Raw genomic sequence first — 25,157 nt, 5'->3', positions numbered from 1 at the left:
CCGGGTTGTAGGACCCTTTCATGCCGTTAAGTTCTAAGCGCCAGTTGGAGACAGCCCCGGTGCCTTCAAAGGGCAGATAGCGCTCATCGCCAAAGTTCAGCTCAAACATGCCGTTGTTTTCGGTGTATTGATCCACATGGGAGAGGGCCACTTGCTGGTTGGCGCGCCAGTTGACGCGGACATTGGGGGTGGCTTCATTGGAGGGATCAATCAGATGTTTCACTGCTTTGATGTCCGCTGCCGTAACCAGTTTGCTGCTGAGCTGGCTCAGGGTGGCATTTACCTGCTGTCCTTCGCCCACATCAAAGGCCAGGGAGACGGTTTTGATCTGGCGGTTGTAATGTCCGGGAAAATCATAGTCAAATAGCTCTTCAGACAGTCGGAACTGACAGAAGCCTTTGGTTTTGAGATTTAATAACGCCATGGGGTCGAGTTCCAATAGCGAGATACTCTTGGTGATTTCCAGACGACGGCTATCGGTTTCTCGATAGGCCTTTTCTAGACGATCCAGGTCATGACCCAGGCTATTACCCGACAGCAGTCCCTTGCGCTGGCTATCCCAATACATGCCGTTAATGTAGTTGACCTGGCTGGCGGCAACGCCTTTTTCAAAAATGAAGGCTTGTTCTGCTTGTTTGGCGTAATCGTGGGCCAGCTTATAGGTTTGGAAGTATAGGCCCGAGATTTTGCCACTCATCCAACTGTAGAGCTGCGCCGTGGAGAATTTGTTCTTCATGAAATCGGCAATGGCGTGGTGGTTTTCGATGTCCTTTTCGTGGATGATTTTTTCTTGCTTTGCGATCGCAAGCTGATGTTTTTGCGATTGAATCTGATACTCCAGCTGTTGGATTTCACTGGTTGCCATCATTTTTTGCAGAGCCCAATCCTGCGCTGAGCGTTTGAACTGGGCCGCCACACCAGCGACCTCGCCCCCCATACTCAGGGCCTCAGCTCCAGATTGAATGGCCTCACCGAATTGGGCCAACATGGACCCAATATCTTCCCCACCAGTGGTGACACCAAAGCTGAAGGGACCCGCCGTAAACTGCGGCACGATGTAGGAAAGACCAGACATGTATTTACTCAATGCGGTCACCCCATGCAATGTGGCCGCAATCCCCATCATGGACAGCTGTGTCAGTTCTTCGGGTAGATAGCCCTCATCAATCAGATCGGCATAGTGGGTTTCCTGTTGCTCGGCCCCCAGTTTCGTTTCCTGCAGATTCAGCAAAGATTGCTCGGCTTCCTGAATGGCCTCCTCCTTTAACAATGTGGTGAGGTCAAGCAGTATGGATTCTTGTTTGTTTTGTAAAAGGCTTAGTTCTTCAGCATCTTTCTTCTCCAGCGCGGAGAGTAGAGCGTCGCTAAAGCCATTGAGCTTGGTCACCAGTTCCCGCGCCTTGGCCATCAGGGAACTAAAGCGATAGTCGGGCACCGTCGCCGCACCAGCCGCCATAGCTGCCGCTGCCGCCATGCCCCCACCGCCAGCCACTGCATTGACCAAGGCCATGGGATCGATGGGGGGCTGGAACAGCGGTAAGGGCTGGGCTATACCGTCAATGTTTAGACAAGCCCGAATTTTACCCAGGCGATCTTCTACTCGGGTCCAGTACTCGGTGAACAGCTCGTTTTCTGGTAGGTAGAAATAGGGATTAGTGATGGTATCAAACTGGGTAGCAGCAAAGCTCAGGCTTTGTTCATAATCGACCACTCCATCGGTGACTGTGTTTTCCAGATCAATCAGGAAATCATAAGCTTCATTGGGATCTACCGAATTGCCGTCTTGATCGGTGTAGAAGTCACTGTAGTTCTTAGTGGACTCCAGTACCACACGGCCCATATTCTTGGGTTTTTCACCCAAGATGTCATAGGCCAAAATGTACAGCATCCGTGCTTCGTTAATGCTCTCGCGGGTGTACTGTCGGAAGAGCATATCACCCCAGTCCAGCAAGTTGTCGATATAGCGCATAACGATCGCTTTGCGATAGGCAATGGGACGCAGGGCTGCAATGGCATGGGGATCAAAGGGATCATCTAAGTATTCTGCTAACTGAGCACTGTAATTGTGCATCAGCTCAAGACGAGAATCAAGAATTTTAATGATTGCCACTACTTCTAGCATTTCACTTTGCCAAGTGGCCAACAACTCGTCAGCAGTGGTTGCGAGATTGTTGATGGCTGACTCGAGATCAGTGACATATTCCCAGGTTGCAATAGTAGACAGATCTGTCCCAGAGGCATCCTCGTATGTATCTAGATCTTCTTGGCCGAGAAACACCTTCTGGTAGCCAGCTAACATGCTATCTAGATTGGTTAGAGCCGTTCGAGCAGTTGCCACTGTATCCGTACTGGTAAGAGCCTCAAAGGCGTCTAAATCGTTGGTGAGGGTAGTCAGCAACGCATCCGGATCGACCGCCAGGAACGGGAGAAACTTCCAGTAATCAGATATTGCTGTGGGGTCGAAGATATATTCGTACCACTTTTTGGCATATTCAAACTGTTGATCCGTATTTAAGGTCTGAGCAATCAGGAAAGGTATATGGAAAAAGATTTCCCAATAGTACAGACCGTTGGCACTGTTGAAGTCGAGATGGCTGTTAACCGGCTCTGTATTGAACCAGGTACTACTCATCTGAATATTGTTAGGACTTGAGTCGTCAAAGCTGATGGCAGGTGATTCATTTATCTCCTGGGTTGACATTTTTAGAAAGTCACTAATCTCACCTGCGAATAGGATTTGGTTAAGTTGCTCAGCCGTACTGGATGTTAGGCGAATCACTTCATACTTCACAGTATCAATTTCATACGGTAAGGCGTCGGTGTATGCCAGGTAATAACTATCCTGAATCAAATACAGTTTAGAGACGTCGCTGTTGGTGTAATTATAAGCAGCCGTTATCCCAGCGGAGCGGATGTCGGCAGGTATATTTCCCCAACTTCCTGAAATCGACAGTGGAGTATCTAGCTGACTCGTTTCACTGAGGTTCTTAAGACGATAGTAATTGGTACCTGAGAAAAGATAGACACAGTAACTATCGTTACTGTCATCATCGTCATCATTGTCATCTTCGAGCACAAAAGCAGCGTCGATTTCATCACCTAGTCTGCTGTTAGTGATGAATTTTTCTAGTGATGTCGATAGCGAGGATAAGTTTGCGATCTCTGACTCCATCGTTGTCAGAAGTGTCGAACCGTTTGTAGTTAGATCAGTTAGATCAGCGACAACATTTTCTATGTTAATGACTGCAGTCTCAAAGTCAGCCATATCGCCAGCATTTTCAAAAGTGTCTTGGATGGTTGAAAGCTGGGTAAGTATTTCTTCAAGATCCACATCAAGATCGTCAAGCTCATCGTAAACAATCTCTATTTTCCTAGCACAACTACTCGCCACTTTTGATATGTCGTCTGATGACAATGATGAATAAGTCTTGGGGTAATCACTGTCGATGTATTGTGGCACCGTATCATCTGACAACGAATAGCGATAATACTCTGTTTTGGTGCTACCAAAACTGTCCTCCGTATTGAGAATCAGATATAAACAGTTATCGGCAACATAGGCCGCATCTACTCGTTCTTCGCTATTCAAGTTGGTAGATTCAACAGCACCCCAAAGACCAATAGTAGTAGAAGGCTCGCTACTGGTAGCGTTGCTTTGATAGTACACATGGTTTTCGTTGTTAAATAAATAGGTAATATCGTTTTCAGCGCTATCCGTAAAGGTGAAGCCCGCATCTACCTGAGTCCACTGGGGCAGTCCCTCGTCGTTGTCGGCTAGGGTCTTGGGGTAATCTGCATCCGGAGTAGAACTAAATTCATTAGTATCACTATCCACGGAGTAGCGGAGATATTGTGTCCCACAGAATAGATAGAGTTTTCCTTCTGTGCCAACTGTCCCGGTACCGATTAAGGCCGCATCAATTTGGTCAATTTTAATAATGCTAGAGTCATCATCTTGTTCTTCGAGGGATACTCCAAAGCTATCGACAAATGAGACCGTATTGCTATCGGTACTGTCGCTGCGTAAGATAGAGCCGTCACTATTGTTGAACCAAAACGTTACATCACCATAGGTAAATGCAGCGTCAACGGTGCTCCAGCTATCTGGCAAGTCGGTAATGGTCTCTGATAATTCAGAGACTATTGTCAAGGTAGAGAAGGAGGAACCATCATATTTATACATTGCTCCTTCCAGGATTACATAGGCGGAGCCATCAGCAGCAATATACGCTGAATCAATGGTGATGCTATCGTCTATCTCGATAGCCCGAATACCCCAGCGGCTGCTAATGGCTTGGGGACCTTCAGAAATATCACCATCAACAGAAACAGCCATGTACGTGCCATCGTCCAGGAAATAGTAGATATCATCATCGTCAAACACCTGTACGGCTGCATTGATGCTAGTTTCTGAGGTGATGTTTGAGAGATGGGCATCCGAACTCATGGCCTTTAATCCGATGTCGTCGGATAGGGCGGTCTCATTTGGTTTCACCAAAAAGCCAGAGCCATTGTAATTATAGGCAAACCAGGGGCCATCTATAGAGTCATCGCTGTAGCTCAGCATGACCACCTTATCTTCCTCAATACTGCTCTCCTCTGGAAACAATTGAGCAAACAGTTCCTGGCCACGATTCTCTATGCTGCGGGTTGCAGCTTCCTGGGAGTACAGTTCTGGTGTGAGATTATAGGCGCGATAGTAAGGCCCGGCAGGACTTGAGTCATCATAGGTGTCACTCAGATAGTAACGCACGCTGATGTAGATATTTTCGTAATCGTCATCGCTTAACTTGCTGGAGTTTTCAACAAAAATATCCGCATCGGAAATGTACAAAGACGTCTTGAGATCGGTCAATGTATGGGCCGTATCATTGAGAGTCAGTGTTGTTGTGTAGCTGGTCTCTTCAAAGCTAGTCTGCAGTAACTGAGGCTGACTCCAACGTTTGTTGAGGTTGTAGAAGGAATAGTAAATCTTGATTTCCTTTTGGCTATTACCCTGACTAGAAACCGTTTGGTTGCTATCACTGCCGCTGGTGGTGACAACGGCAGAGGACGGATCTTCTGCACTTTCCTCAATCACAGCCCAGAACACAAACACTCGATTAAAGGCATAGACCGGTTTTACATGGTCCACTTCAATGGAAATATTTAGCTCTTCCCAAGGGTCCCAGATAATGGCGGAGCTCTCTCCACCAACAAAGGTGGCAAAGCGATAGAAATAGCGCATTGGGTCGGTGCGGGTATGGCCAAAGAGCACCAACACCTTGTTGTTGGTATCAGAACTGGTATCGTCGTAAACATAGCCCCCGGCAATGGTCAACTCAGAGACTTCTGTAAAAGAGTCCAGATAGGTGACATAGGCCTCTTCGATTAACTCATCCGTAAGTTTCCCTTGGGTCAAACTCGACTCCAGGGCCTTAAAGGCAGCAGACTTTACATCCGCATCCCGCAGCTCAGGACGAATGTAGTTTTCTGGATAGAGAAAGACTTTGCGATTCGCTTCCCACACCCGATAATTTTGAAGCCATTCCCACCGTTCCTTCAGATTGGCCTTCAGGGCCTCTTGATCGCTGGTGTCATCACCCTCCAGAGTGACCTCTTCTAGATTCATAAAGTAACGATGCAGATACAGCTGAACCGCCGCTGTTGCTTCTTTAATGCGCGAGGTCTCCGCACAGCTATCCATTTGGATATCGATCAGCAGCTTTTGGTACAGCTGTCGGGTGGTGGTGATCTCATCATCATTGGCAATCACATAGGGCACCAGGGCATCCCGCTTGAGGGTATTGACCTCATTGGTAATCTGTTTAACCAGGGTTGCATAGTTGTTATCGCAGTCCACCGACACCAGCACATCGTAAGCACCCGTCGCCGCCTTACTCACATCAGGCTGACCATTGGACCAATAGTCAGAGTCGTAGAGGGGCCGCCAAACATTGTTATACAGCTCTGATACATCCGCCCGCATCCGTTGGGTAGTGGCCAGAATATCGTAGAGACGCAGCACCAGCTCCAGGTGGAAGTCCTCTTCCATCACATTCACCGGGTCCGCCAGGAAGGCATTGCGCTGTTTGACCCAGCGTACGTCTTCTTTTTCAAAGTTAAAGATGGCGGCAAAGTGCATATAGGGCTCTTTCACCTTGCCCTTGGCCCCACTGATCAGTTCTGTCAGAGTGAGATTACCGCCAGTAAAACGCTGGCCCAGGTCTTTAAACCGAGTGATGGCATGGATATCACTCAGGAGATAATCAGACCATTCTCCCCAGCGATAGGCCAGCACCTGCACTGGCTTTTCAGCGTCGTGGTCGCTCAGGTCCAGGTTATGGGTGACAAACTTTTCTCCCGTATGGAAGTAGATCTCATCTTCAAACTTAAAGACAGTGCTCACACCGCTGTCGGTGAGGATAGTGTCATCTAGCTGAGGCCAGGTTTCATTAATATCACGGGGATACTCCATATCCACGTAGCGGGGCTCATCGTAGGGGTTAAGGGCAAACAGGTTTGCCGTATCGCTGTAGCACACAAACTGCTGGTCCTTAAAGACGAGCAATTTGCCTTCACCATCCACATAGGCCCCATCAACGGTCTGGGTACCGGACTCACTGGTAAAAGTATTGTCCAGATGACCCCAAATCTCGTTGACGTTCCCTTCGGTACCGGCGGCACTATCGGTCTGTAGGTCGGTAACGTGGTGATAATTGCGCTCGTTAAACAGCACTAGCCCCAGCTCGCTGGCATCGGTGGCCAGGTAAAACGCCGCATCAATGCCGTTGCGATAGTCTTCCGGTAGGCTGTCTAACCCTAGCTCCTCAGCTAAACTTTCGCCAATAATCTTGGGATAGCCCTCATCCACATAGCGATAACAGTCGCCCCGGTAGGGGGTATCTCCTGTCTGTTCCACTGTATAGCGAATATATTGTTCACCAGAGAACAGATAGGTCATCTGCTTTTCGATGTCATCGACAGCGGCCACAAAGGCGGCATCGATATAGCCCCCCAGGGTAAAGTTGTTATCGATATGGCCCAGGCCATCAATATCGTAGGCCACATATTTGTTGGGGCTGCCGGTAAAGACGGTGTTGTTGGTAAAGAAATACAGACAGCGGCCATTGTCCATCAAGCCGTCAAAGAATGGGGTTTCGCCGTCGTAGTCTGCCTCTAGCTGATCTAAATGCTGCTGGAACTCTTTGGTCATAAAGGCAAAGGCGGGTTCGTCACGCAAATAGGTGGCAATCTTTTTGGGATAGCCCTCATCTACATAGCGATAGTCGTCGCCGCTGTAGCGCACATAGGAGTCCCCAGCAAATAGATAGGTGGTGCGATCGCTAGGATTCACCCAGGCGGCATCCAGCCAGTGGCTCTTCCGATTATCGCTGTCGAAAATATTTTTCTGTCGTCCCCAGGCATCCTTGATGTCTGTCACAACCGTCCAGTCATCGTCATTGTCGTCAAAGGCGGCATAGCGTTCCTGGCTAAAGAGATAGACCGTGCTATCGTTACCCACAAACCCAGATTTTAAGGTTTGAAAGTCCGTTTTATTAAACGGAACATCCGGGTAGAGTAGCTCCAGGGGCTGGGGAAAGCCCCAGTTCTCAGTGTCAAGGTTGAAGCTCAAGAACTTCTGATCGCTAATAAAGATTAGATTCTCTTCGTGGACAAAGATGGCATCAATGGCATCAAATCCTTCCTCTTGATACTCTTCCGGCATGTCCCACAGGCTGAAATCCCCCTCGTATAGGGGCACCGGCTGGTCATAGCTATCCTTGATGTAGTGCAGATAGCGGAAGTTGCCATCCATATCGGGACGCTCAAACAGATAGGTGTCTTCTTTCCACACATAGGCCAGGGCAACATTGTTGAGCCCCCGCCATTTGTCGCTAATGCGGCGGGGCGGATAGGTGACGGTGCTGGCGGTATAGTCTGAGGTATCGGCGTCATACTGCACAAACCACTCCCCAGAGAACACATAGGTCACCCCATCGCGACCCACAAAGGCGGCATCAATGGTTTCCTGGTCGTAGATGGGATTGCGGGAACGCCCCCAGACGTCGGCAATGGTAAAGCTTTGCTCCAGCTCAACATCGTAGTATTTGTCACCAGCAAACACATAGCTTTTGCCATCGCTGCCGTGGAGTATTGCACTCACATCGGTCATGGCTTGAGCATCGGATTCCAGCAGTGATTCCACCCGCTGTACCGTGCGGGGAGTGGCTTCTGTTTGGGTGAGTGTACGGGCTTCCAGGTGGCTGGTTTGATACCAGGTGTCGCCGCTGAGTATGTAGTTCTCTCCTCTTTCCTGAAGTGCCGCTTGCACATCGGCAAAGGCGTCGTTGTCATACTGTTTGTAGTTGTCTTCATCGCCAATCACGACATGGAAGCTGTCTCCCTTAAACAGATAGACCTGACGCTGATCGGCAAAGGCGGCATCAATGCCCTCAGGGAAGGCGACCTGTAAGCCTCGGAAACGGGGTTCGTCTTTGAGGCGATAGATAGAGCGGGGATAGCCCTGCTCAACGGTGCTGTAGTCACTGTTCACATACCGGAAAAACTGATCTCCAGAGAACAGATAGGTGTGATTAGCCGTCATATCCACCAGCTGACCGTTCTTATCCTGCTCCTCCCAGCGAGACTCTACAATCAAGGCGGCATCTACCTTACCGGTTCTTTCAATATTGTTGCGCACCTTACCCCAAACCTTATGGGTCAAGCGGGGATAGCCATAGTCGATGTTGCGTAGCTCAGCATCAGAAAACCGCAGGAATTTAGAACCATAGAACAGGTAGGTTTTGCCATCTGTCCCCATTAAGGCTGCGACTACTCGCTCATCAGCCAGCCCATTGACATTGCGATCCCACTGATCTGAAAGGACTTTGGGTTCTGACCACCAGCGATTGGAGTAATTATGCTCAATGTAGTAGTAGAGACCATCCTCGGCACTTAGGTAGAACAGGTAAACCTTCCCCTCAGGGCCATTCATCACTGCATCAATTTGGAAATCTGTCGCCCCATTGGTGACGCTCTCTGGCAAACTCCAAAAGTCATCGTTCACAAGGGCAGGGAACACCTCGATCTCATCCACATCGGGGCGATTAGCCAGCACCGTTTCAATCACACGGGCATTGGGGTCTTCTTCATCCACCTCTAGGTAGTCGTCTTCCTCCTTATGCAGGGTAGAGTAGCGTACATATACATTTTCTGTGGTTGTGGTTGTCGTTGTTGTGCCATCTGCACTAATCGTAATTGTGGTAGTGGTGGTGACGCCGTCAACAGTTTCAGTGGTTGTGGTTGTGCCGATCTCAGCCTCGGTGACCTCAGTGGTCTCGGTAGTCTCGGTGGTCTTAGTACCAAATAGATAGGTCTTGTTCCCCAGCACAAAAGCAGCGGTGACGGTGGTAAGCCCTTCCCAATCTTCGGCAATATCCCGAGGAAAGCCATCATCCACCTGGGTATAGTCATGGCCGGAATAGCGCACATATTGTTCACCGGAGAACAAATAGGTGTATCCATCCAGTCCCACAAAGGCGGCATCCACCGTGCCGCTATCGGCAATATCGTTGGCCACTTTACCCCATTGCTCACGGGTTACCTGGGCCAGGGTGACTTCCCCGGTAGTGTCGGTCACTTCATTGACAGTATTGGTGCTAGGGTCGATGCTGACATATTCATCATCCCGGAACAGGTAGATGGTTCCATCCCAGCCATAGAGAGCGGCATCAATGCCAGCGGTAAATTCATCGGGCAGGCCGCTAAATTCCTGATGGATCCCCTTGGGATAGCTGTCTTCAGGTTGGAGGTTGGCCAGCTCGATGCTGCCCACATACTTGGCAATTTTGTTGTCCAAGAATAGGTAGTAATTCCCCTGGCAGGCCAGGGCCGCATTCAGTTGGCTGGGGTGGCCAAAGTTATATTCCCGATGTCCCCACTTTTCAGCAGCAGGGCGCACCTGGCCATCCTCTGAAGAGATATAGGTATTGCCTAAAAAGGCATAGCTGTACTCGTCTACCCCATCAAACATGGGGCCTAAGTCCTCCCCATACTCAGCGGGCAGTTGAATCGCCAGATTCTCGCTGTTCCAGTCCTCAGCAATGGACTTGGGATAACCCTGATCGACGGTAAGGCTACTGGTTAGGGTGGAGCCGATATCTGAGTACCGCACATATTTATCGTTGGCAAATAGGAATAGCCTCCCCTCAGAATCCACATAGGCCGAGTCGATCATCTCCAAGTTGTCAAAGTCGTTGTCTACCTGACCAAAGTTGTTATCTCGCTTATCCCAACTATCGCCATCGGCATATCTCACATAGTGGGATGCATCACTGATAATTACCCAGGTACCATGGCGATCAATAAAGGCTGCATCCACTTGATTCAGCTCCTCTTCTTCGTCAAACAGCTGGCGAATGGGGTCTTCTTTAAGTCTTTTCTGCAGGGCTTCATCGTCTTTTTGTAGATCAACCAGGTCCTGGTCGTCCTCGCTATCTAGATCTATCTCTTTTTTGTCGATTAGAGTGTAGTCTTTGGCCAGATAAATCCAGTAGTAATCATCTTTGAAGAGATAGATAAATTCGTCTGTCTCTAAGAGGGCATCGACGCTGGTAATGGGACTGCCGCTGTCAGGATTATCAGGTAAGATCAAGTCTTCTGGGAATTTAGCCACTAGCTCTTGATCTTCAAGGGCCAGGGTAATCTCATGGATATCCAGCTGCTGTTGTTTAATTAACAAGGCAAACTGACGAATGCGCTTTACCGCCTGGGCGTAGTGCATATCGTTGGGGAGTTCATCTAGCTGGCCCAGGGCATTGGCGTCCTCTAGCAGGGGCTTTAACCAAGCAAAATGCAAGTTGTTTTCAGTCTTAAACACAGCCTGGGATAGGGCTTTGACTGCATCTGGGTTAATGCCTAGCACTCCCTGCAGCTGTTCGATAATGGCGCTCTGCTGCTCGTCGGTGTGGGCTTTTAGCGCTTGGTCAACAGCCTTGACTGTGCCATTGATGGCTTTGGCAATGTCGTGGATTTGGAAGAACACTTCCAGGTTGTAGTCTTCAAAGCCCGGAAGATGGAAGGCGGCAGCATTTTCCGGCACCAGAAAAAAGGGAATCCGATCGGCCTGCAGAAGATCTTGCTCATCCAGGACGTCAATGTCGGTTAGGTTGTGCTTTAAGGCTTCGATTTCGTCGGCATTAAATTCCAGGGCTGTGAGCTTTTCATCCTGGAGGCGATACTGGTCGGCATAGGTGACGATGCTGGCTAGGTGGTCAAATGCGATCGCATTCTGACTATCATCAAAATAGTTACGCAAACCAAAGCTTTCGCGATTGTCCTCCTGCTTAAAGAAGGCGCCTGCACCCGATTGCAGCTGATTACCGTTTAAGTACCCATCCTCTTGCAGATCCTCATGCACCCAGCGGGATACTGTCTTGGCTGCTAGTTTGGCTAATTCGTTCTGATCTAGCTGTAGCCAGGTGGCCTGATCAGCAACAATGGCATTATGCAATACCTTAGAAATGGCCTCGCGATGGGGATAAAACTGTAGCGCCAGCCCCGTCATCCTCGGTCCTTCATCAACAATGCGCATCTTGTCGACAACAAACATGTGCTTGTCAATGTAGCGATTCATCTGCAGGTTGCGGATTAAATCCTTAAGGGCGTTTGGATCTAGATCCAGCTCAGCAAACATCTGAGCATTAATTTGGATCTTACTGGCTGCAAATTTATCTAGCTGCTGCTGGAGTAGATGATGCACCTGATCGGTCAATTCTGCCAAATCTGCATCGAGAAACAACTCATCAACGCCGTCAGCATGACTAAACATCGCCACATCTGTGACAAAGCCCTGCTCATCTATGTAGTCGTTATAAATCAGATTGTCGTACAGTTCCCGTGTCTCAGCGACAGAAAGACCCAAGCCCTCAAAGTCTGACTTAAACACCTGCACTTGAATCTCGTCATTCTCGTCCAGTTGGCCCGCCATTTCCTCCTGGTACACTCCGTGGATAATCTCAAAGACATCCTGACGAATTTCACTAAAATCGAACTCTAGCTGAAAGTTTTCCACAGCGGGCAGCTGACCATCGATCCAATCTTGGGTCAAGAGTTTGCCACTGCCATCAATCACCTGATGGTTAATCAGGTTCTTAACAATTTTCTCGTGAAGCTTGCCCCCAAACTGTAAGTCCACAAATTCATAGTCGTGAATGACCGCCAGCTGCTGAATAAACTCTTCAGTCAATGCCTGGATCTTGCGGGGCTCATAGGCCATTAGCAGATGCCGATGATAGCCCTTGGCAGCCTTAGGATGCATCCCCGACTCTGGATAGGCAGACAGCATAGAGAGCGTGCCGTGAACCATGCTCGGCATATGGTGCATCCCCAGCTTCTTGCTATGGTTTTTATATCTGTTCCGCTTCTTATGGGCACCTGACTTACAGCGATAGGAAGACTTCTCCATATCGCCCGGCATATCCCCACTCATCCCCTCCTGGCGCTGCTGCATCAAATTAAAGGCAAAGTGAGAAGCCCGCTGATCGCCTAGCGCATCTGCCAGGGTATCCGGCTGCATTTCTTTGGCTTGAAAGCTTTGTAAAAGCGTATTGTAAAGGGCAAGATCCTGGGCATTCTGAGTCTCTTCTGCCTTGTCGGTCATGGGGGCACCGTTGACAATTGCCCACAGCATTTCTGGTGAGTAGCCAAACTCCTTCATCCATTTGGTCAAGGCCATCAGAGACTCAAACAGCCACAGCTGATCGCTGATGCTGTGGGTATCGCTGTTGACAGGGGCCATCAAGATTTCAAAACACTTTTGAGTACTGGGCACCTGATAGACAAAGTGAGTTTGGGAATCTAGTCGACCGATAAAGGGATCTTGCTCCAGCAGGTCAAAGAGAATAAACAACTCCAGGAAATGTACATCCAGCGCATTGGATAAGGCCGAAATACGGTAAAGCACATTTAACAAATTCCACTGGTATGCATCGCCAGTGTTCTCCCAAAGGCTGCTGTCAGCGACCTCTTCAAACTCCAGACGTTCAGTAATATTGATCAGATCGGTTTCAGTAAACCCTAAAGCATGGCGCAGACGCTGACGGTAGGTATCATTGTCATCGCTAAATAAATCTTCTGCATAGTCGATTTGAGTATAGGTATGGTAAGTAGTGTCGTTATACTGAGCCGGAAGCTCCCCAGTCTGATCCGTAATATAAAAATATTTTTCATCGATAGACACACAGGGCAAGTTAAAAATCCGGTTGAACTGGTCTTGAGGCAGATCCTCATTGGTTCTACCCACATATGAGATCTCACTCAGAATGGCAACAACTGTATCAAGAGGCTGCTCCAAAGTCTTGTGAATATAGACCACCTGAGCGACATATACTAGAGTATCGGCACTCAGCGTAGGTACACTGTCAACCTGACAACAGTGGCGCAAAATATGGTCTAAGTCGGTAAAGCTCAGACCTGTTTTCTGCGCTAGCCGCACAAAACGACTGGTGCGGTCAAACCACTCAATCGGTACAGCACCGCCATCGGACCACTCCAGAGTAGTCTCGTCATCGCTCAAAGTGACATAGCCTGTGCCATTGCTGGTACCGGTATTAATATAAAAACTCCCACGACCAGCTTCAACAGCGGAATGATCGGACGGGTCAACATAAAGATTTTGGTACAGCAGCTCCAACATCTCCTGGGATTCTAGATCCGTCGTCTCCATAAAGCTGGTGACGGTGGATAGAAGACTGATTAAATGGTTGCTGAGGACGCTTGCTTGACTGGATCTAATTTCGCTTAGCAATTCAGCCGTTTTATCGGCATCAATTGATGAGATATCCTCGAATATCTCCGCTAATAGAGACAGCAGTTCAGTTGAGTCTGAAAAGTCATCACTACTTTGATCAAAGATAATGCTTCCAGTACTGTCAAAGATACGAATGTAGTATAAAGCACCAATTTTTGCCGCAATTACCAGGCTTGTCCCACCCTCCGGCAGAGCGTCAACATCCGCCAGGGAATCATATAGTTCGATGTCATAGTTCGCTATATAACCATAGGCCATGACAGATGAGGCAGCTACCTCATCAGGTTCTAACAGAGCCGTCCACTCTGCTGTAGACAGCCCCAGGTATTCCCGCGCCACGGTGGTGTAGTCTGCTGTAGTCGCAAAGAGACGACGCAACTCATGGGCCGTGATGCCTAGGTGATTTAGATGGTTCTTGACCTTTTCACTATTTAGGGAAAACGGCATGTTGAAAGGATAGCTTGCCCCCTCCAAGACACCGAAGACTGCTGCTTCTAAGGCTTCTCGTATTTCGTAGTCGGTACTGTCAACCCGACCCTCTAGCACTTCGTTGACAATATCCAGATAGGGAATCAGCGTTGTAGTGTTTTCGGCATCCAGATCAATTCCTTGGATATCACTCCGGCGTGAGTGAAAATCGACGGCATCCTCATCAGCTTCGTCGGTCACAAACTCATCGTCCAGCATTTGCAGCAGGTCGACCAAATAGGCTGCAGGAGAATAAACAGAACGAGACTCGTCACCTGCCTTAAAGTCGATGTTACCAAAGAGATCTGCGTAGTTAGGAATGTTGGAGATCATACTCATAGGAATTCTGTTCCAGAAATGAATGTGGGGGGAATATTCTTAAGATCAAAACGGAGACTGGTCGATGATTGGCCAGCCTTCAGGGATAGCTTTGTTTAGCGAGCAAGATTAGACTTAGCGAGCAAGACCAGCTACACGGCTGTGGGCCCCTGTCTGTTGGGCACGGTCCGTATATTGCAATGCAACAACTTTACGCACCGCCACCGCACGCTTATACACACTTTGGGCCAGGGCTCTGTCATTACCAAAGGTTTTAAGATTATCTTGTATGAACATTTTTCTGGGCGTATTGGCAATTTGCAAAGCAGATTGAAATCCGCTTTGTAGCAACTTTATAGCGAGGTCTTCTTGACCATTGGGAACAACTCTTAATAAACGCTGATAGGCCTTAAGCTGCGTGATTAGACCTTCCTTATTGTCCTCTAAACCAGTCCACTTATAGGTATCGAGAGTCGAAGCGTGGAGTAAATCGGCGGTTCGAAAATCAATTTTCTTATTTTTTCTTAGAAAGGCCTTCAGGTTTTTGATGTTAATTGTTTCTGTACTACTCATTGTTACACCCTACTTTTTGCATTAATGAAACATACTTGAAGACACCACTTTCAAGGTGAAGCCTAGATCATGGAGGTAAAGCCAGCCTGGCTCTTTATCCAGTGGATTCAAAAGAAAACTGAGAGAGAATCAGATTGTTGAGGTTTTCTTTTCTCTCACATAAGACTGTTTAAAGGCATTCAAGCAGTCTTACATCAAATAAACCTCAAAAGAAAAACCACGGCCCAGAAAGCATTGCAAGAATTTTCTACAGTCGTTTCAACAACTTCCTTAGGCTTCTGAAGTAATAACGCTATTTCAAAATCTCAAGAGATATATGTGATGATACTACACTTCGATAAAAGTTGTCAAGCGCTTTTTGGGTGTATAACAACAACTTTTCAAAGAATGCAGTTAGCAAATAGACTCATGCTATTCAGTTCAGGGGCACGAGACAAATTTCAGCAAAATCACCAACTGAATTTATCAGATTTATAATCAGTTACCCGCCAGAACAAAGAGAGTCCAGAAGTGAGAGGAGGCTAGCTGTGGGTCTTGCATCAGGTCTAGCTGTGCCTGACGAAAAGCTTCAGCTTTGGTGATATCTGGCTGTGCTAATGCCGTGTAAAACTCAGTCATATAAAGAAGCGTTACGAGAATGGTGCACAGTTTGGGAATAAATCGGTGTCGATGGTCTCGGTGTTGCGCTGCACCGGATTGATGGCCAAAGCCTTTTGCATGACAACGATAGGATTGCTATGAAAACGATGTAAAATATATGCCTTATCACCATAAGAGTCTTTGTTATTGTGTTGTCGCCCAATCCTCAATTCCTCATCCAGAAAATTCGCTGTTCCCCGGGGGGATAGTCCACTTTCCACAAGTAACCAGTTCAGAACTAGCTGCAATTCTTGCTGCGATGCCCCACGCTTTGCCCAACTGGTCAACCGTCTACGATGGATCTCGCACATACCCGTAGCCGAGAGAATATATGCCATAGCTAGCATTTTACTGTCGACATCTAGCTATGGCACACATCGTTTATTTTGCGACGGCTCTATTACTTCAATACCTGGGTAAACCTGAACTTTTACCTGAATCAACCTGAACTTTTCGGGATTTTTTCTGCCAGGGATCATCGTTATATTAAATATTGTTGTCTAGCTCTGGGATTAGTTATTGCAGTACACCTAATAAGGTTAAATGAGGCAGAAGCATTATGAGTCCAGCGGAACTCATCAGGCGACGTTATTTGTATAAAACTTATGCAAGTTGGTGAACCTATTACCCGCTTTTATCCTTCAACAGAATGGGATTTATTCAATACTTTTCCCTGCTTCTGTTGAAGTGATCAGTGTCTAGAGACCATTCAAGGGACCAATCATTTACCCATTGATATTTTGAATCGCTATGAATTAGCTCGCCATATTAGACGACTCAAAAGGCATCAAATTTCTTTCAAGATTCGAAATATTGGAGATATGACTTATCAGACTTTATATCTTGTCTAATAGGTTTGATGAGTCAAGTCCAAGCTTTCACTATGATGTCTCTCCTGAAGTCAACAGAAGACCAAATATAGCCAGTCAGTAAATCAACCATATTGAACAACAGATTAAAGACGTTACCTACGAAGGCTACTATGCAAATGTCCAATGGACTTAGATGGCTCACTGTGCAAAAAGCCCAACTTGATTGGCCTGTTGTTTCTTTTTTTTGTCATAGCCCATTTAGGTGCGATTCCACTGGTAGCACTGTATCCATCCACAGACGGACTCTGTACCATATGCAGGGTTTTGGTGGTCTCATTGGTTGTGGATTTTCCCTAAAAAGGATCGCAAACAAATAGGGGTACTCTATTTCAAATATGCGAAAGATATGCTTCAAAACCCTTTCTATAAATCTCTTGAAAAGAGCTACCTCTTTTGGCATCTTGGGCTTGCCATCAGCCTATTTCTAATCGGCTATGGTCTTGGGGGGCACTACATTTGCGATCGCACCCTCACATCAGTTGGGCTACTTTTCACTGCTTCCGTTAACTCAGCCCATAGGGCCAAGGTTGGTTAGAGAGTTATCCTGTGTCAGGATGCGTCGACGAGGTCTCTCCAGAGAAGGCTCGCAAATAAGATAACCACTGTTGTCTTTGTTCAGCCGTGAGATGGGCCAGCGAGGATGTGGTGAATTGCGTTGGCGCTAGCGAAGCCATGCCTGATGGGGCTATAGCCGCTTCGAAGAAGCTTCGCAACTCCTCATGAATCCTTCCCGGTCCCCAATCCAACCGCTGCAGCTGCTCCACTATCTCCACAATCGTTTCTAATGACTGCTGCTTCGCCTCTGACAGCTCCATATCCAACAGCTCAGCACATAGCTCAGGCGGCTGTTGCCGTAACCATGCCAACGCCTCCGCCATCAAAATCGGGTCATCCAACGTTAGCCAGTAAGCCATCTGCTGCAGGTGAGCTGCCCTAGACTCCTGAGCCATTAATTCTTCAGCCTCTACAACCTCCTGCGCTGCCTGTAAATTGACAGCGACCTGAGCCTTCGACAACATTTCCCGGATACGCTGAATCTCTTCTTGATGGGGATTACCACCCTCTGGCTGAGATGCAACAGATTTCAGATCGCTAGAACCATTGGTTTCATTATCATTACCATCTATCCCTTGTAATAAGCTTGTAGAGCTGTGACAGTTTGGCGCGTTAGCTTGGTCAAACTGTCCAGATTCATTGTTAATTTGGGGTGTGTTTGGGCAGTTCTCCTGTGTTTTCCAGAGTGGATGCCACAGTTTTTTGTAGCGATATAGAGACCCACCTCCGATGCCAAATTTTCTAAGGGCATTGAATCTAGCAGTGGCCTGTTCTGGAAGTTCGTTTTTGTCTGAGAGTTCTTTGAGTGCTGCTTGAATCTTGTCCTTGGTTTTTTGACTCTGCTGTTTATTCCAACTGGGTTCAGTATTTTCAGATTCAGACTTTTCCTTCTTTTCCTTTTTAGATTTATATTTTCCAAACTGTTCTCCATAGTGGAAGTAGTGACTTTTCTCGATGCAGCTGACCCATTCTGAAACGCGGTCTTCGATTTCATGCTGATGACGACACCACAACTCATAGCCCGGCAATGCTTTGGCTATAGTTAGAACTTCTTTGATTAGACTGTCACCGATTAGCGGTTCACCACCGTACATCACATGGTGAAATACATAGGTGCGCATGGTGATTCGACCCAGTAATCGATTTGTTTGGCCATGGTCGGTCCAACCTTGCTCGATTTCAGCATTGAGGTCGTTTAGAAACTTATCAGCCTTATTCGAGAGACGATAGCTGCGCCGTTTCTTCTGTCGAATGATCCGCTGTAGTATCGCATTATTTAGATTGTTGCGTCCCTGGCATTGTTTCCACTGTTCGACAAAGGTAGTCTGGTCGGTCCAGATCGGGTCTAGATCATCATTGAGTAAATACGACCCACGCTGTAGCGGTAGCCGGTGGGCGTTAAATAAGTTCGGAGTACTTTCGATGGTGTATAACCGAGCATTGGGAAAGACTTCAAGCTGACCGGGGGTGACCTTAAAGCCCTGACTTTCCAGAAGCAATGTGATGCCACTGCCCACTTCCCAAGCTGTCAGTGATTCTGAAAATGGAAAATATAGGTGCAGACCCTGACTATCGGATGAGGTGCAGGTGATGGCTGACACAAGACCTAAGGGTTCCAGTGCTTCAGTCAGTTTTTGAAAGGCAATGGGATCTCGCCTGGGGTGGTACGCGCTACCGATATCAATATCGACCATGGCGTACTGGGTTTCTTTCCCAAATCGCACACCATATAAATAAGTACCCTGTTCAATCAGTCGGTCTGATAATGGATGCCGACTTTCCGTTTGCCATTGGGGGCGTTTGCCTGGGGATGGATGGTTCGCGTAGATGTAATCGTGACGATGGGAAAATAGTGCAAGAAATCGATTGTTTCGTTCTTGCACGTATTCAAATGGATTTGGCAGAGCCAATGTCACGCTTTGGTCCACAGTTCCGTTAACAGCATCGGGATGTTGCTGCACTCAGACGAGTGATTCCCGTTGTCTACGAGTAGACCTGTATTTTGGCAACACAAAACAACCCTAGCTGTAAGCAGGAATTCTGCTTTATTTAGAGGCTAAGGGTAGGAATCCAAAAGAACAGAACTGGATAATCCTGGCATTGCTGATCCTCGGTATGATTTCATCTGAAAGATGCTGGTTGATAGCATGTCTGACAGATCGTTTCATACTCTAAATCAGCAATATTCTGTTTCACAGTGGTCTAAAGCACTAGAAAGTGCTGAATTTTAATTGTGTGCCTTATACAAATGAACTACTCATGTTGACTTCAATGCTTATAGCAGACTGTCTGATTACAAAATCTTGCCTGGATTGTTCTGATAACAGAAAATTTGTAATCATGGCTTGGCTTCTGAGAGGGCCAAAAACATCAAACTCTTTTGTTGTTGGGAAATATCACATAACAATAATCAAAATTTTGGGTATGGGGTCTAGATAGTTTGGGGTAAGGGACCTAGAATTTTCCGGTCTATGTTCTAGAACTAATTTGTAATCATTATGGGTACCAGGCCCTAGATAAATCGTGTAATCAATCCCTTTGGACACCATGGATGTAATCACTGTAGGGGCAGGGCTCTAGAGTATTGATGTAATCAGAATCCTATGTTTGTAATTCTGTAATCACTTTGGGATTGGGCTCTAGAATAAGAATGTAATCAAGATTAGGGTTTTGCTTCTAGATGCCACCTTCTTGGAATGTTCTAGCGTGATTACAGGTACCAGGTTCTAGAGATTGTTGTAATTGGGTTGAAGCCCTAGACTCAGATGTAATCAGTTTTGGGCTCGGTCTTTAGAGGAGATGTGTAATCATAGTAATGATCGAACCTAGGACCCGTAAACCTTGTTCCGACCCTGCCATGGGGAAACCCCAGTATGCCTATTGAGATAGCTTGATTACTTCCGGAAAGGGAACTTGGAGGGACCCCAAGCAACACCTTTAAACTCCCCATCAACACCGTACTTTAGGTACTGGGCTCTAGCGAAACGTGTAATCAGGCCCAAGTTCTAGAGGTTTTTGTAATCAGGTCTAGGCTCTAGGCTTTGTTGTAATCAACTTTGGGCTCAGGCTCTAGAAAAAACCTGTAATCACAGCCATTATCAGCTCTAAATGTAATCACTTCAATGAGGCTTCTAACCGATTTTCTAGGGTTGGGCTCTAGCGAAACGTGTAATCAGGCGCAGGTTCTAGAGGTTTTTGTAATCAGGTCTAGGCTCTAGGTTTTGTTGTAATCAGTTTTGGGCTCAGGCTCTAGAGAAAACCTGTAATCACAGCCGTTATCAGCTCCAAATGTAATCACTTCAAGGGGTTTTGTGATCTGTGTTTCGGGGCTACGTTCTAGATTTACTTGTAATCGAGCTTGGGTTCTAGATTTATTTGTAATCACCTAAAGCTGTTGCCATATGGTGTGTTGACTATTGTTGTCTCAATTTAGGTGCCAGGGTCTAGAGACTTTTGTAATCAAATGGAGGTTTTGAGGCCAAATGTAATCACGACTATGAGAATATTCACGCTTTCTGTAAGTTGTCCTCATATGTGTGAATATGGCGCTATAATTCACCGCGTGGTGTGAAGCTTGGCATGTTTTCTTCTTGCCTGTCCAGTGCTCTCTAAACCACGTCCAAGTCTGCAGGTTCTTCTAGGTCAAAATGACGGTACTGGACGTGGACAATGTTGAAGTCAGGGAATCTAATGGCCTCAAAATCTAACAAAAAACTAGATGCTGAGACGCGGGCAAGTCGTTCTGTCGCGACGCAGCAGAAACGACCTACTACCAAAGTGGCCCCAGGTGAGCGTCCTAAAACAAATCCAGATCTGTTTGATCAGGGATCGCTGACTAAAGTAACGTCCTCATTGCCAATCTGGGAAGCGAGCAATATTCTCACCCAGCGTCAGCAGTTGCCTTGGACAACTGATCCCGATGGCAAGCTGATTTATAGCCGTGAGGTTAATGATGGCAAGGGGGCAATTTGTTTCTGGATTGCGGACAATACAGAGGAAGAACACCCTGCTGCGCTAGCGGGGGCAGCTGCTCTGGCGGTTATTGATACGTTTGATATTCGGGCGGCGTGTATACACCTGATCCTGGCGGCCCATGCGTCTCAGATGGAGCGGCCCTGGGAAGAGGAGTTGGTGATTGATGATCGCCAAATTGAGGCTTATCTTGGTTTGCAGCGACGTACCGATAAGAATCGTCGTGAGAAGCTAGCGCTGATTGAGGAGATTGTTAAACAGCCTTGTAAGATTACGACGCTTATTTCCTGGCCGCGCTACGGCAAGCGAAAGGGGTTTACAGTTGAGGAAGGCCGCCTGTGGCACCTCCTGGGTACTCGCCATCATTATCAGCAGGATAATTTTGGTAATAAAGAGCTGACTGGGATGTCCTTTGTGGTGAAGGCGGGGCTGTGGGCTAAGTACTTTTTGAATGAGGAGACAGCTCAGGAACAGGAGCTGCCGGTTAACCCAGGTGTGTTACCGAAATCACTGTTGGAAAGTGTGATGAGCATTTGGCAGCACCGGGCGGGGGCGGCTCGATTGATGGTATGGCTGTTGTTTAAGGCGCAGTTTAGTCCACAGCATCCGTTGCCAGTGCGGACTTTGTTAGAGGTGGCCTATGGTGTGGAGCGTGTGCACAATGCGCAGTCGGATAATCAGCTGCGGAAGAAGCTGACGAATACGTGGGATGAGGATTTGCTGGCGTTACATGATCGGGGTTGGCAGATTACGTTTGATGCTGAGACGTATCCGGTTGAGATTCAACCGTCGGGGTTTGGGCGGGATACGTCTCGTCGGCCTAGGGGATTTTTTGATCAGTTGTTGAAGGCTCAGTTGTTGATTGCTCCTCCTGAGAGTTGGGATACGGCAAATCTTCCATCTGGGGAGGCGGCAGAAGAACCTGTTGAGATAGAACCTGCGGTACCGAAGTTGACTCCGGAGGAGGTTAAGAGTCTTAGGGTGGAAAAGGGATGGAGTCAGCGTAAGTTGGCGATGCTAACTGGAATTAGTCAGGGGTTGATCTCAATGATGGAGAATGGTACTCGAACGATTACAGCAGATAATGAACTTATCTTGCGTCGTACGTTTGATTATTTTTAGTGCTTGGCTGTGAGAGCTATCTATGTCTTACCGTTTCAATCACCATTAGCTTAAGGAGTTTCTGCTATTGGCAGAGAAACTCTGGTGATGGGGGGAATATTAGGCTGAATGAATTGGCCTTAGGTGTCGTTTTTAGATGAGTCTTGTAGCGAGTTAACTCCTGCTCGGTGACATCTGGCCATCCCTTTCCAGCTAACCACCGCTGAAATTGCCGCAGCTGACGAGTGTAGGTTTTCTTTGTACTGGGTCTTACCTCCCGATTCTCAAGAAACCGATCTACCCAATCAGGCTCACGAGTTGCCTGGGGCACTACAGGCTTTTGGGGCCTGCCATCTTGGAACTCAATAAATGTGGGTTGTGGATCGGATTTAGCCATGGGTAACTCTCATACTGGTACAAAAGTATCAAAGATTTTCCTAGTAATCCTGCGGCTGAACAGAGTTTTAGGAACGTGGATTTTGTAGGATCGAGAGCGCTTCTTCCAATGCCTTGGCCGCCTGCATCAGCTGTGTCCGAGTTTTGACCAACTGATTGCGTCGCTCAATTCCCGCCCGTGCTTCCCGATGGCGTGGCTCGCCCGTTTTACCCAAATGAATGTGCCGCACCAATCGCTGCTGTGCCTGGGGATGAAACATTTCCCTATGGGCCGCCAGTTTGTTGTACCAATAGGTACCGTAAGGCCGCTTAACCGCATAGGCATGCACTTCCGTTCCCTCAGGAGCAATATACTGTTTGCTGTCCGGTTCTAACTGAGCGAATTGGGTTTCCAACTCAGCCATGGCTTCTTGGAGTGTCTCCATCAGTGACACAATCCCCAGCGAATCCAGGTCTTGAGGGTTGCCCCGCTGTCGTAACATTAGTGTGGCTGCCGAGTTAGCCGACATCGGTACAGAATGCTGTGCCTGTGCTTCATCACCCACTTGAAGATTAACTGTTCCAACGTTTTCGTCAGCTTTAGCCAGTTCTGAACAAGCCACTAAATTAGGACACTGAGCCGCCAATAGCCCCGGTGTTTGAGTAATTGCTTCACAGGAAAAACTAAACGGACAATACTTTCGACTCATTAGTATATTCTAGCTGTCTAATAAAACTATTTAGCTAGAACTAAGTTTGAAATATAGGTGCCCATGGTGAGCGCTTCAAGCAATGAATCGTTACCGATATTGTTGGTTACATTACTCTTCTGGTTATAAAAAAGATTGCTGCTGTTGATGGTTCACTTATAAATACCAGGATTAATTCGATCCCCACCTTCGATTAGTGCCGGTTCAGACGGAGTCACTACAAAATTCTCTAGATTGTCTTTCAGAATATCGATTTCTCGCTCGCTGAGTCCTGGCATATTGAGAACATCTTCTACCGTGTTGAAAGGTGCGTTTGCAATAATCTTTCGAGCCAGGGTGGGGTACAGTCCTTATCTTTTTCTTTAGTGTGGATAACAGATATATATTTGAGTTGAAACCGCAATAATGCTAAAAACACATTATGAGAATCTTATGAAAGTAAATGCTCCAACCCTAGTTAGGTTCTTCATTCACACAGTGACCCGCGTTGTTGAGCTTTGCCATCTGCTTAGTGGACAAGGTCAGGTCTAACGCCCCCAGGTTTTCTTTCAGGTGTTCGGGGCGGCCACCTGAAAAAACAGGTAACAGGGGCGGTTGGCGATGCATCATCCAGGCCAACACAACTTGATTGGCGGTAGCGTTAAGTTCTTGGGCGACTTCCCGTAATGCAGCTATCCGGGCTTCTGTATCTGGTCCAGCATAAGCAGCTGAGATGGGGCGATCAGCTCGGACATAGGCTCCCCGTAGGAGTGGTGTGTAGGGCAGCATGGTTTTTCCCCGAGCGTCACCATAGCTCATTAAGTTTTGGTTGATGAGGCGCTGATCACCAAAATCTGCGCCAGGAGTTGGGCGTAGGTAGGTAAATCGCTGTTCGATACAGGTAAACCCGTTCCAACCTTGAGCTGTTGCGATCGCATCTGCATCTGCTAAACGCCAAGCATAATAATTACTCGCCCCGACAAACCTGACCTTACCGGCTTTTACCAATGAGTGAAACGCCTCTAGCGTCTCCTCTAGGGGCGTGCTTGGATCATCCTTGTGGGCATAGTAGAGATCTAAATGATCAATACCTAACCGCTTCAGACTGTTGTCGCATTCAGAAATAATAGTTGATGCAGCTAGACCATCAGGTACTTCCCCATAACCAAAACCAACTTTACTGGCAATGAAGAGATCATCTCGGTTGCCCCGTTCCCGAAGCCACCGGCCAACTACAACTTCGCTTTCGCCACCCTTGCCGTTGGCACTCCATTGATTGTAGCTGTTGCCTGTGTCAATGAATATGCCTCCAGCTTCCAAATAAATGTCCAGCAGCTGGGCTGATTGTTCATACGTGTTAAGGGTTCCAAACCGCAGTGTTCCTAGGCATAAACAGCTGACGTCAATCCCTGTTTGACTTAACTGAATTTTTTTCATGGTTATCTTCAAGAGTATAGATTAATAATTGTGTAAGAAAAGACAAAGATACTGCCTTGTGCTACTTTGCTGTTTTGCTTCTGGCACAAAGGTTTTAGCGATCTAAAAACATAATCTCCCTAGACCACCGACCTCTTCTAATGGAGAGGGTAAGAATCTCATCTGGTGGTCAAATCATAGGAATTAGATCTATCTAGGATTAGCTGATCTCTAAGGCTTACTTTAGGTTAAATAACTAATATGAGGATTTTATGGAGAATTTAGATTTAGTGAACCCAAACGCCCTCAGGTATTTTGGTGAGTGACAAAAAAATGACGGGCCAAACACTTATCGACTAGCCCGTCATTTATCGCTTATTAAGTTGT

Annotated in this window: 10 protein-coding genes; 1 reads left to right on the top strand and 9 read right to left on the bottom strand. The window is 47.3% G+C overall.

The features are described from left to right. The 5 genes from U2F10_RS34820 to U2F10_RS34800 all read right to left on the bottom strand — a co-directional run. A partial coding sequence (locus U2F10_RS34820; RefSeq protein ID WP_499874738.1) for a Tc toxin subunit A-related protein occupies positions 1 to 14,599 on the bottom strand: 14,599 nt, incomplete at its 3' end. Positions 14,600 to 14,713: 114 nt separating this feature from the next. Then, complete coding sequence (locus U2F10_RS34815) at positions 14,714 to 15,151, bottom strand: hypothetical protein (protein ID WP_499057816.1); 438 nt, start codon at positions 15,149 to 15,151, stop codon at positions 14,714 to 14,716. A gap of 477 nt (positions 15,152 to 15,628) precedes the next feature. Then, entirely contained in the window at positions 15,629 to 15,769 is a 141-nt protein-coding gene (locus U2F10_RS34810) for a CHAT domain-containing protein (protein ID WP_163697026.1), read from the bottom strand. 11 nt (positions 15,770 to 15,780) lie between these two features. Continuing rightward, positions 15,781 to 16,128 carry a hypothetical protein gene (locus U2F10_RS34805; protein WP_499057814.1) on the bottom strand — a complete coding sequence of 116 codons (348 nt, stop codon included), beginning with the start codon at positions 16,126 to 16,128 and terminating at the stop codon, positions 15,781 to 15,783. 1,073 nt (positions 16,129 to 17,201) lie between these two features. Next, the gene (locus U2F10_RS34800) at positions 17,202 to 19,178 is read right to left on the bottom strand and encodes a hypothetical protein (protein WP_499874737.1); all 1,977 of its coding nucleotides are present in this window, start codon (positions 19,176 to 19,178) and stop codon (positions 17,202 to 17,204) included. Between the two features lie 1,729 nt (positions 19,179 to 20,907). On the opposite strand from U2F10_RS34800, the gene U2F10_RS34795 reads away from it, so the two are divergent. Further along, positions 20,908 to 22,311, top strand: coding sequence for a helix-turn-helix domain-containing protein (locus U2F10_RS34795; protein WP_163697027.1), 1,404 nt, complete (start codon positions 20,908 to 20,910; stop codon positions 22,309 to 22,311). A gap of 64 nt (positions 22,312 to 22,375) precedes the next feature. On the opposite strand, the gene U2F10_RS34790 is transcribed toward U2F10_RS34795, so the two are convergent. From U2F10_RS34790 to U2F10_RS34775, 4 genes are all read right to left on the bottom strand, one after another. After that, positions 22,376 to 22,687 (bottom strand): phage integrase N-terminal SAM-like domain-containing protein, encoded by a 312-nt coding sequence (locus U2F10_RS34790; protein WP_499874735.1) that lies wholly within the window; start codon positions 22,685 to 22,687, stop codon positions 22,376 to 22,378. Positions 22,688 to 22,754: 67 nt separating this feature from the next. After that, positions 22,755 to 23,375, bottom strand: coding sequence for a hypothetical protein (locus U2F10_RS34785; protein ID WP_499874733.1), 621 nt, complete (start codon positions 23,373 to 23,375; stop codon positions 22,755 to 22,757). 152 nt (positions 23,376 to 23,527) lie between these two features. After that, on the bottom strand, positions 23,528 to 23,722 hold the full coding sequence (psbU, locus tag U2F10_RS34780; RefSeq protein ID WP_163671891.1) for a photosystem II complex extrinsic protein PsbU: 195 nt from the start codon (positions 23,720 to 23,722) through the stop codon (positions 23,528 to 23,530). 106 nt (positions 23,723 to 23,828) lie between these two features. Then, positions 23,829 to 24,791 (bottom strand): aldo/keto reductase, encoded by a 963-nt coding sequence (locus tag U2F10_RS34775; protein ID WP_499874732.1) that lies wholly within the window; start codon positions 24,789 to 24,791, stop codon positions 23,829 to 23,831. Between the last annotated feature and the right edge of the window lie 366 nt (positions 24,792 to 25,157).

Origin of the sequence: Leptothoe sp. EHU-05/26/07-4 (genome assembly GCF_043421015.1) — a bacterium.
GTDB classification, from domain to species: Bacteria; Cyanobacteriota; Cyanobacteriia; order Phormidesmidales; family Phormidesmidaceae; genus Leptothoe; species Leptothoe turfae.
Note: the sequence above shows the minus strand (reverse complement) of the source record. Positions and strands in the feature narration are given on the sequence as shown.

Coding starts and splice junctions, on each gene's coding strand:
- U2F10_RS34790 (WP_499874735.1), bottom strand. CDS start 22,687: ATGGCTAAATCCGATCCACAACCCACATTTATTGAGTTCCAAGATGGC.
- U2F10_RS34795 (WP_163697027.1), top strand. CDS start 20,908: ATGGCCTCAAAATCTAACAAAAAACTAGATGCTGAGACGCGGGCAAGT.
- U2F10_RS34815 (WP_499057816.1), bottom strand. CDS start 15,151: ATGAGTAGTACAGAAACAATTAACATCAAAAACCTGAAGGCCTTTCTA.
- U2F10_RS34785 (WP_499874733.1), bottom strand. CDS start 23,375: ATGAGTCGAAAGTATTGTCCGTTTAGTTTTTCCTGTGAAGCAATTACT.
- U2F10_RS34775 (WP_499874732.1), bottom strand. CDS start 24,791: ATGAAAAAAATTCAGTTAAGTCAAACAGGGATTGACGTCAGCTGTTTA.
- U2F10_RS34805 (WP_499057814.1), bottom strand. CDS start 16,128: ATGGCATATATTCTCTCGGCTACGGGTATGTGCGAGATCCATCGTAGA.
- U2F10_RS34810 (WP_163697026.1), bottom strand. CDS start 15,769: ATGACTGAGTTTTACACGGCATTAGCACAGCCAGATATCACCAAAGCT.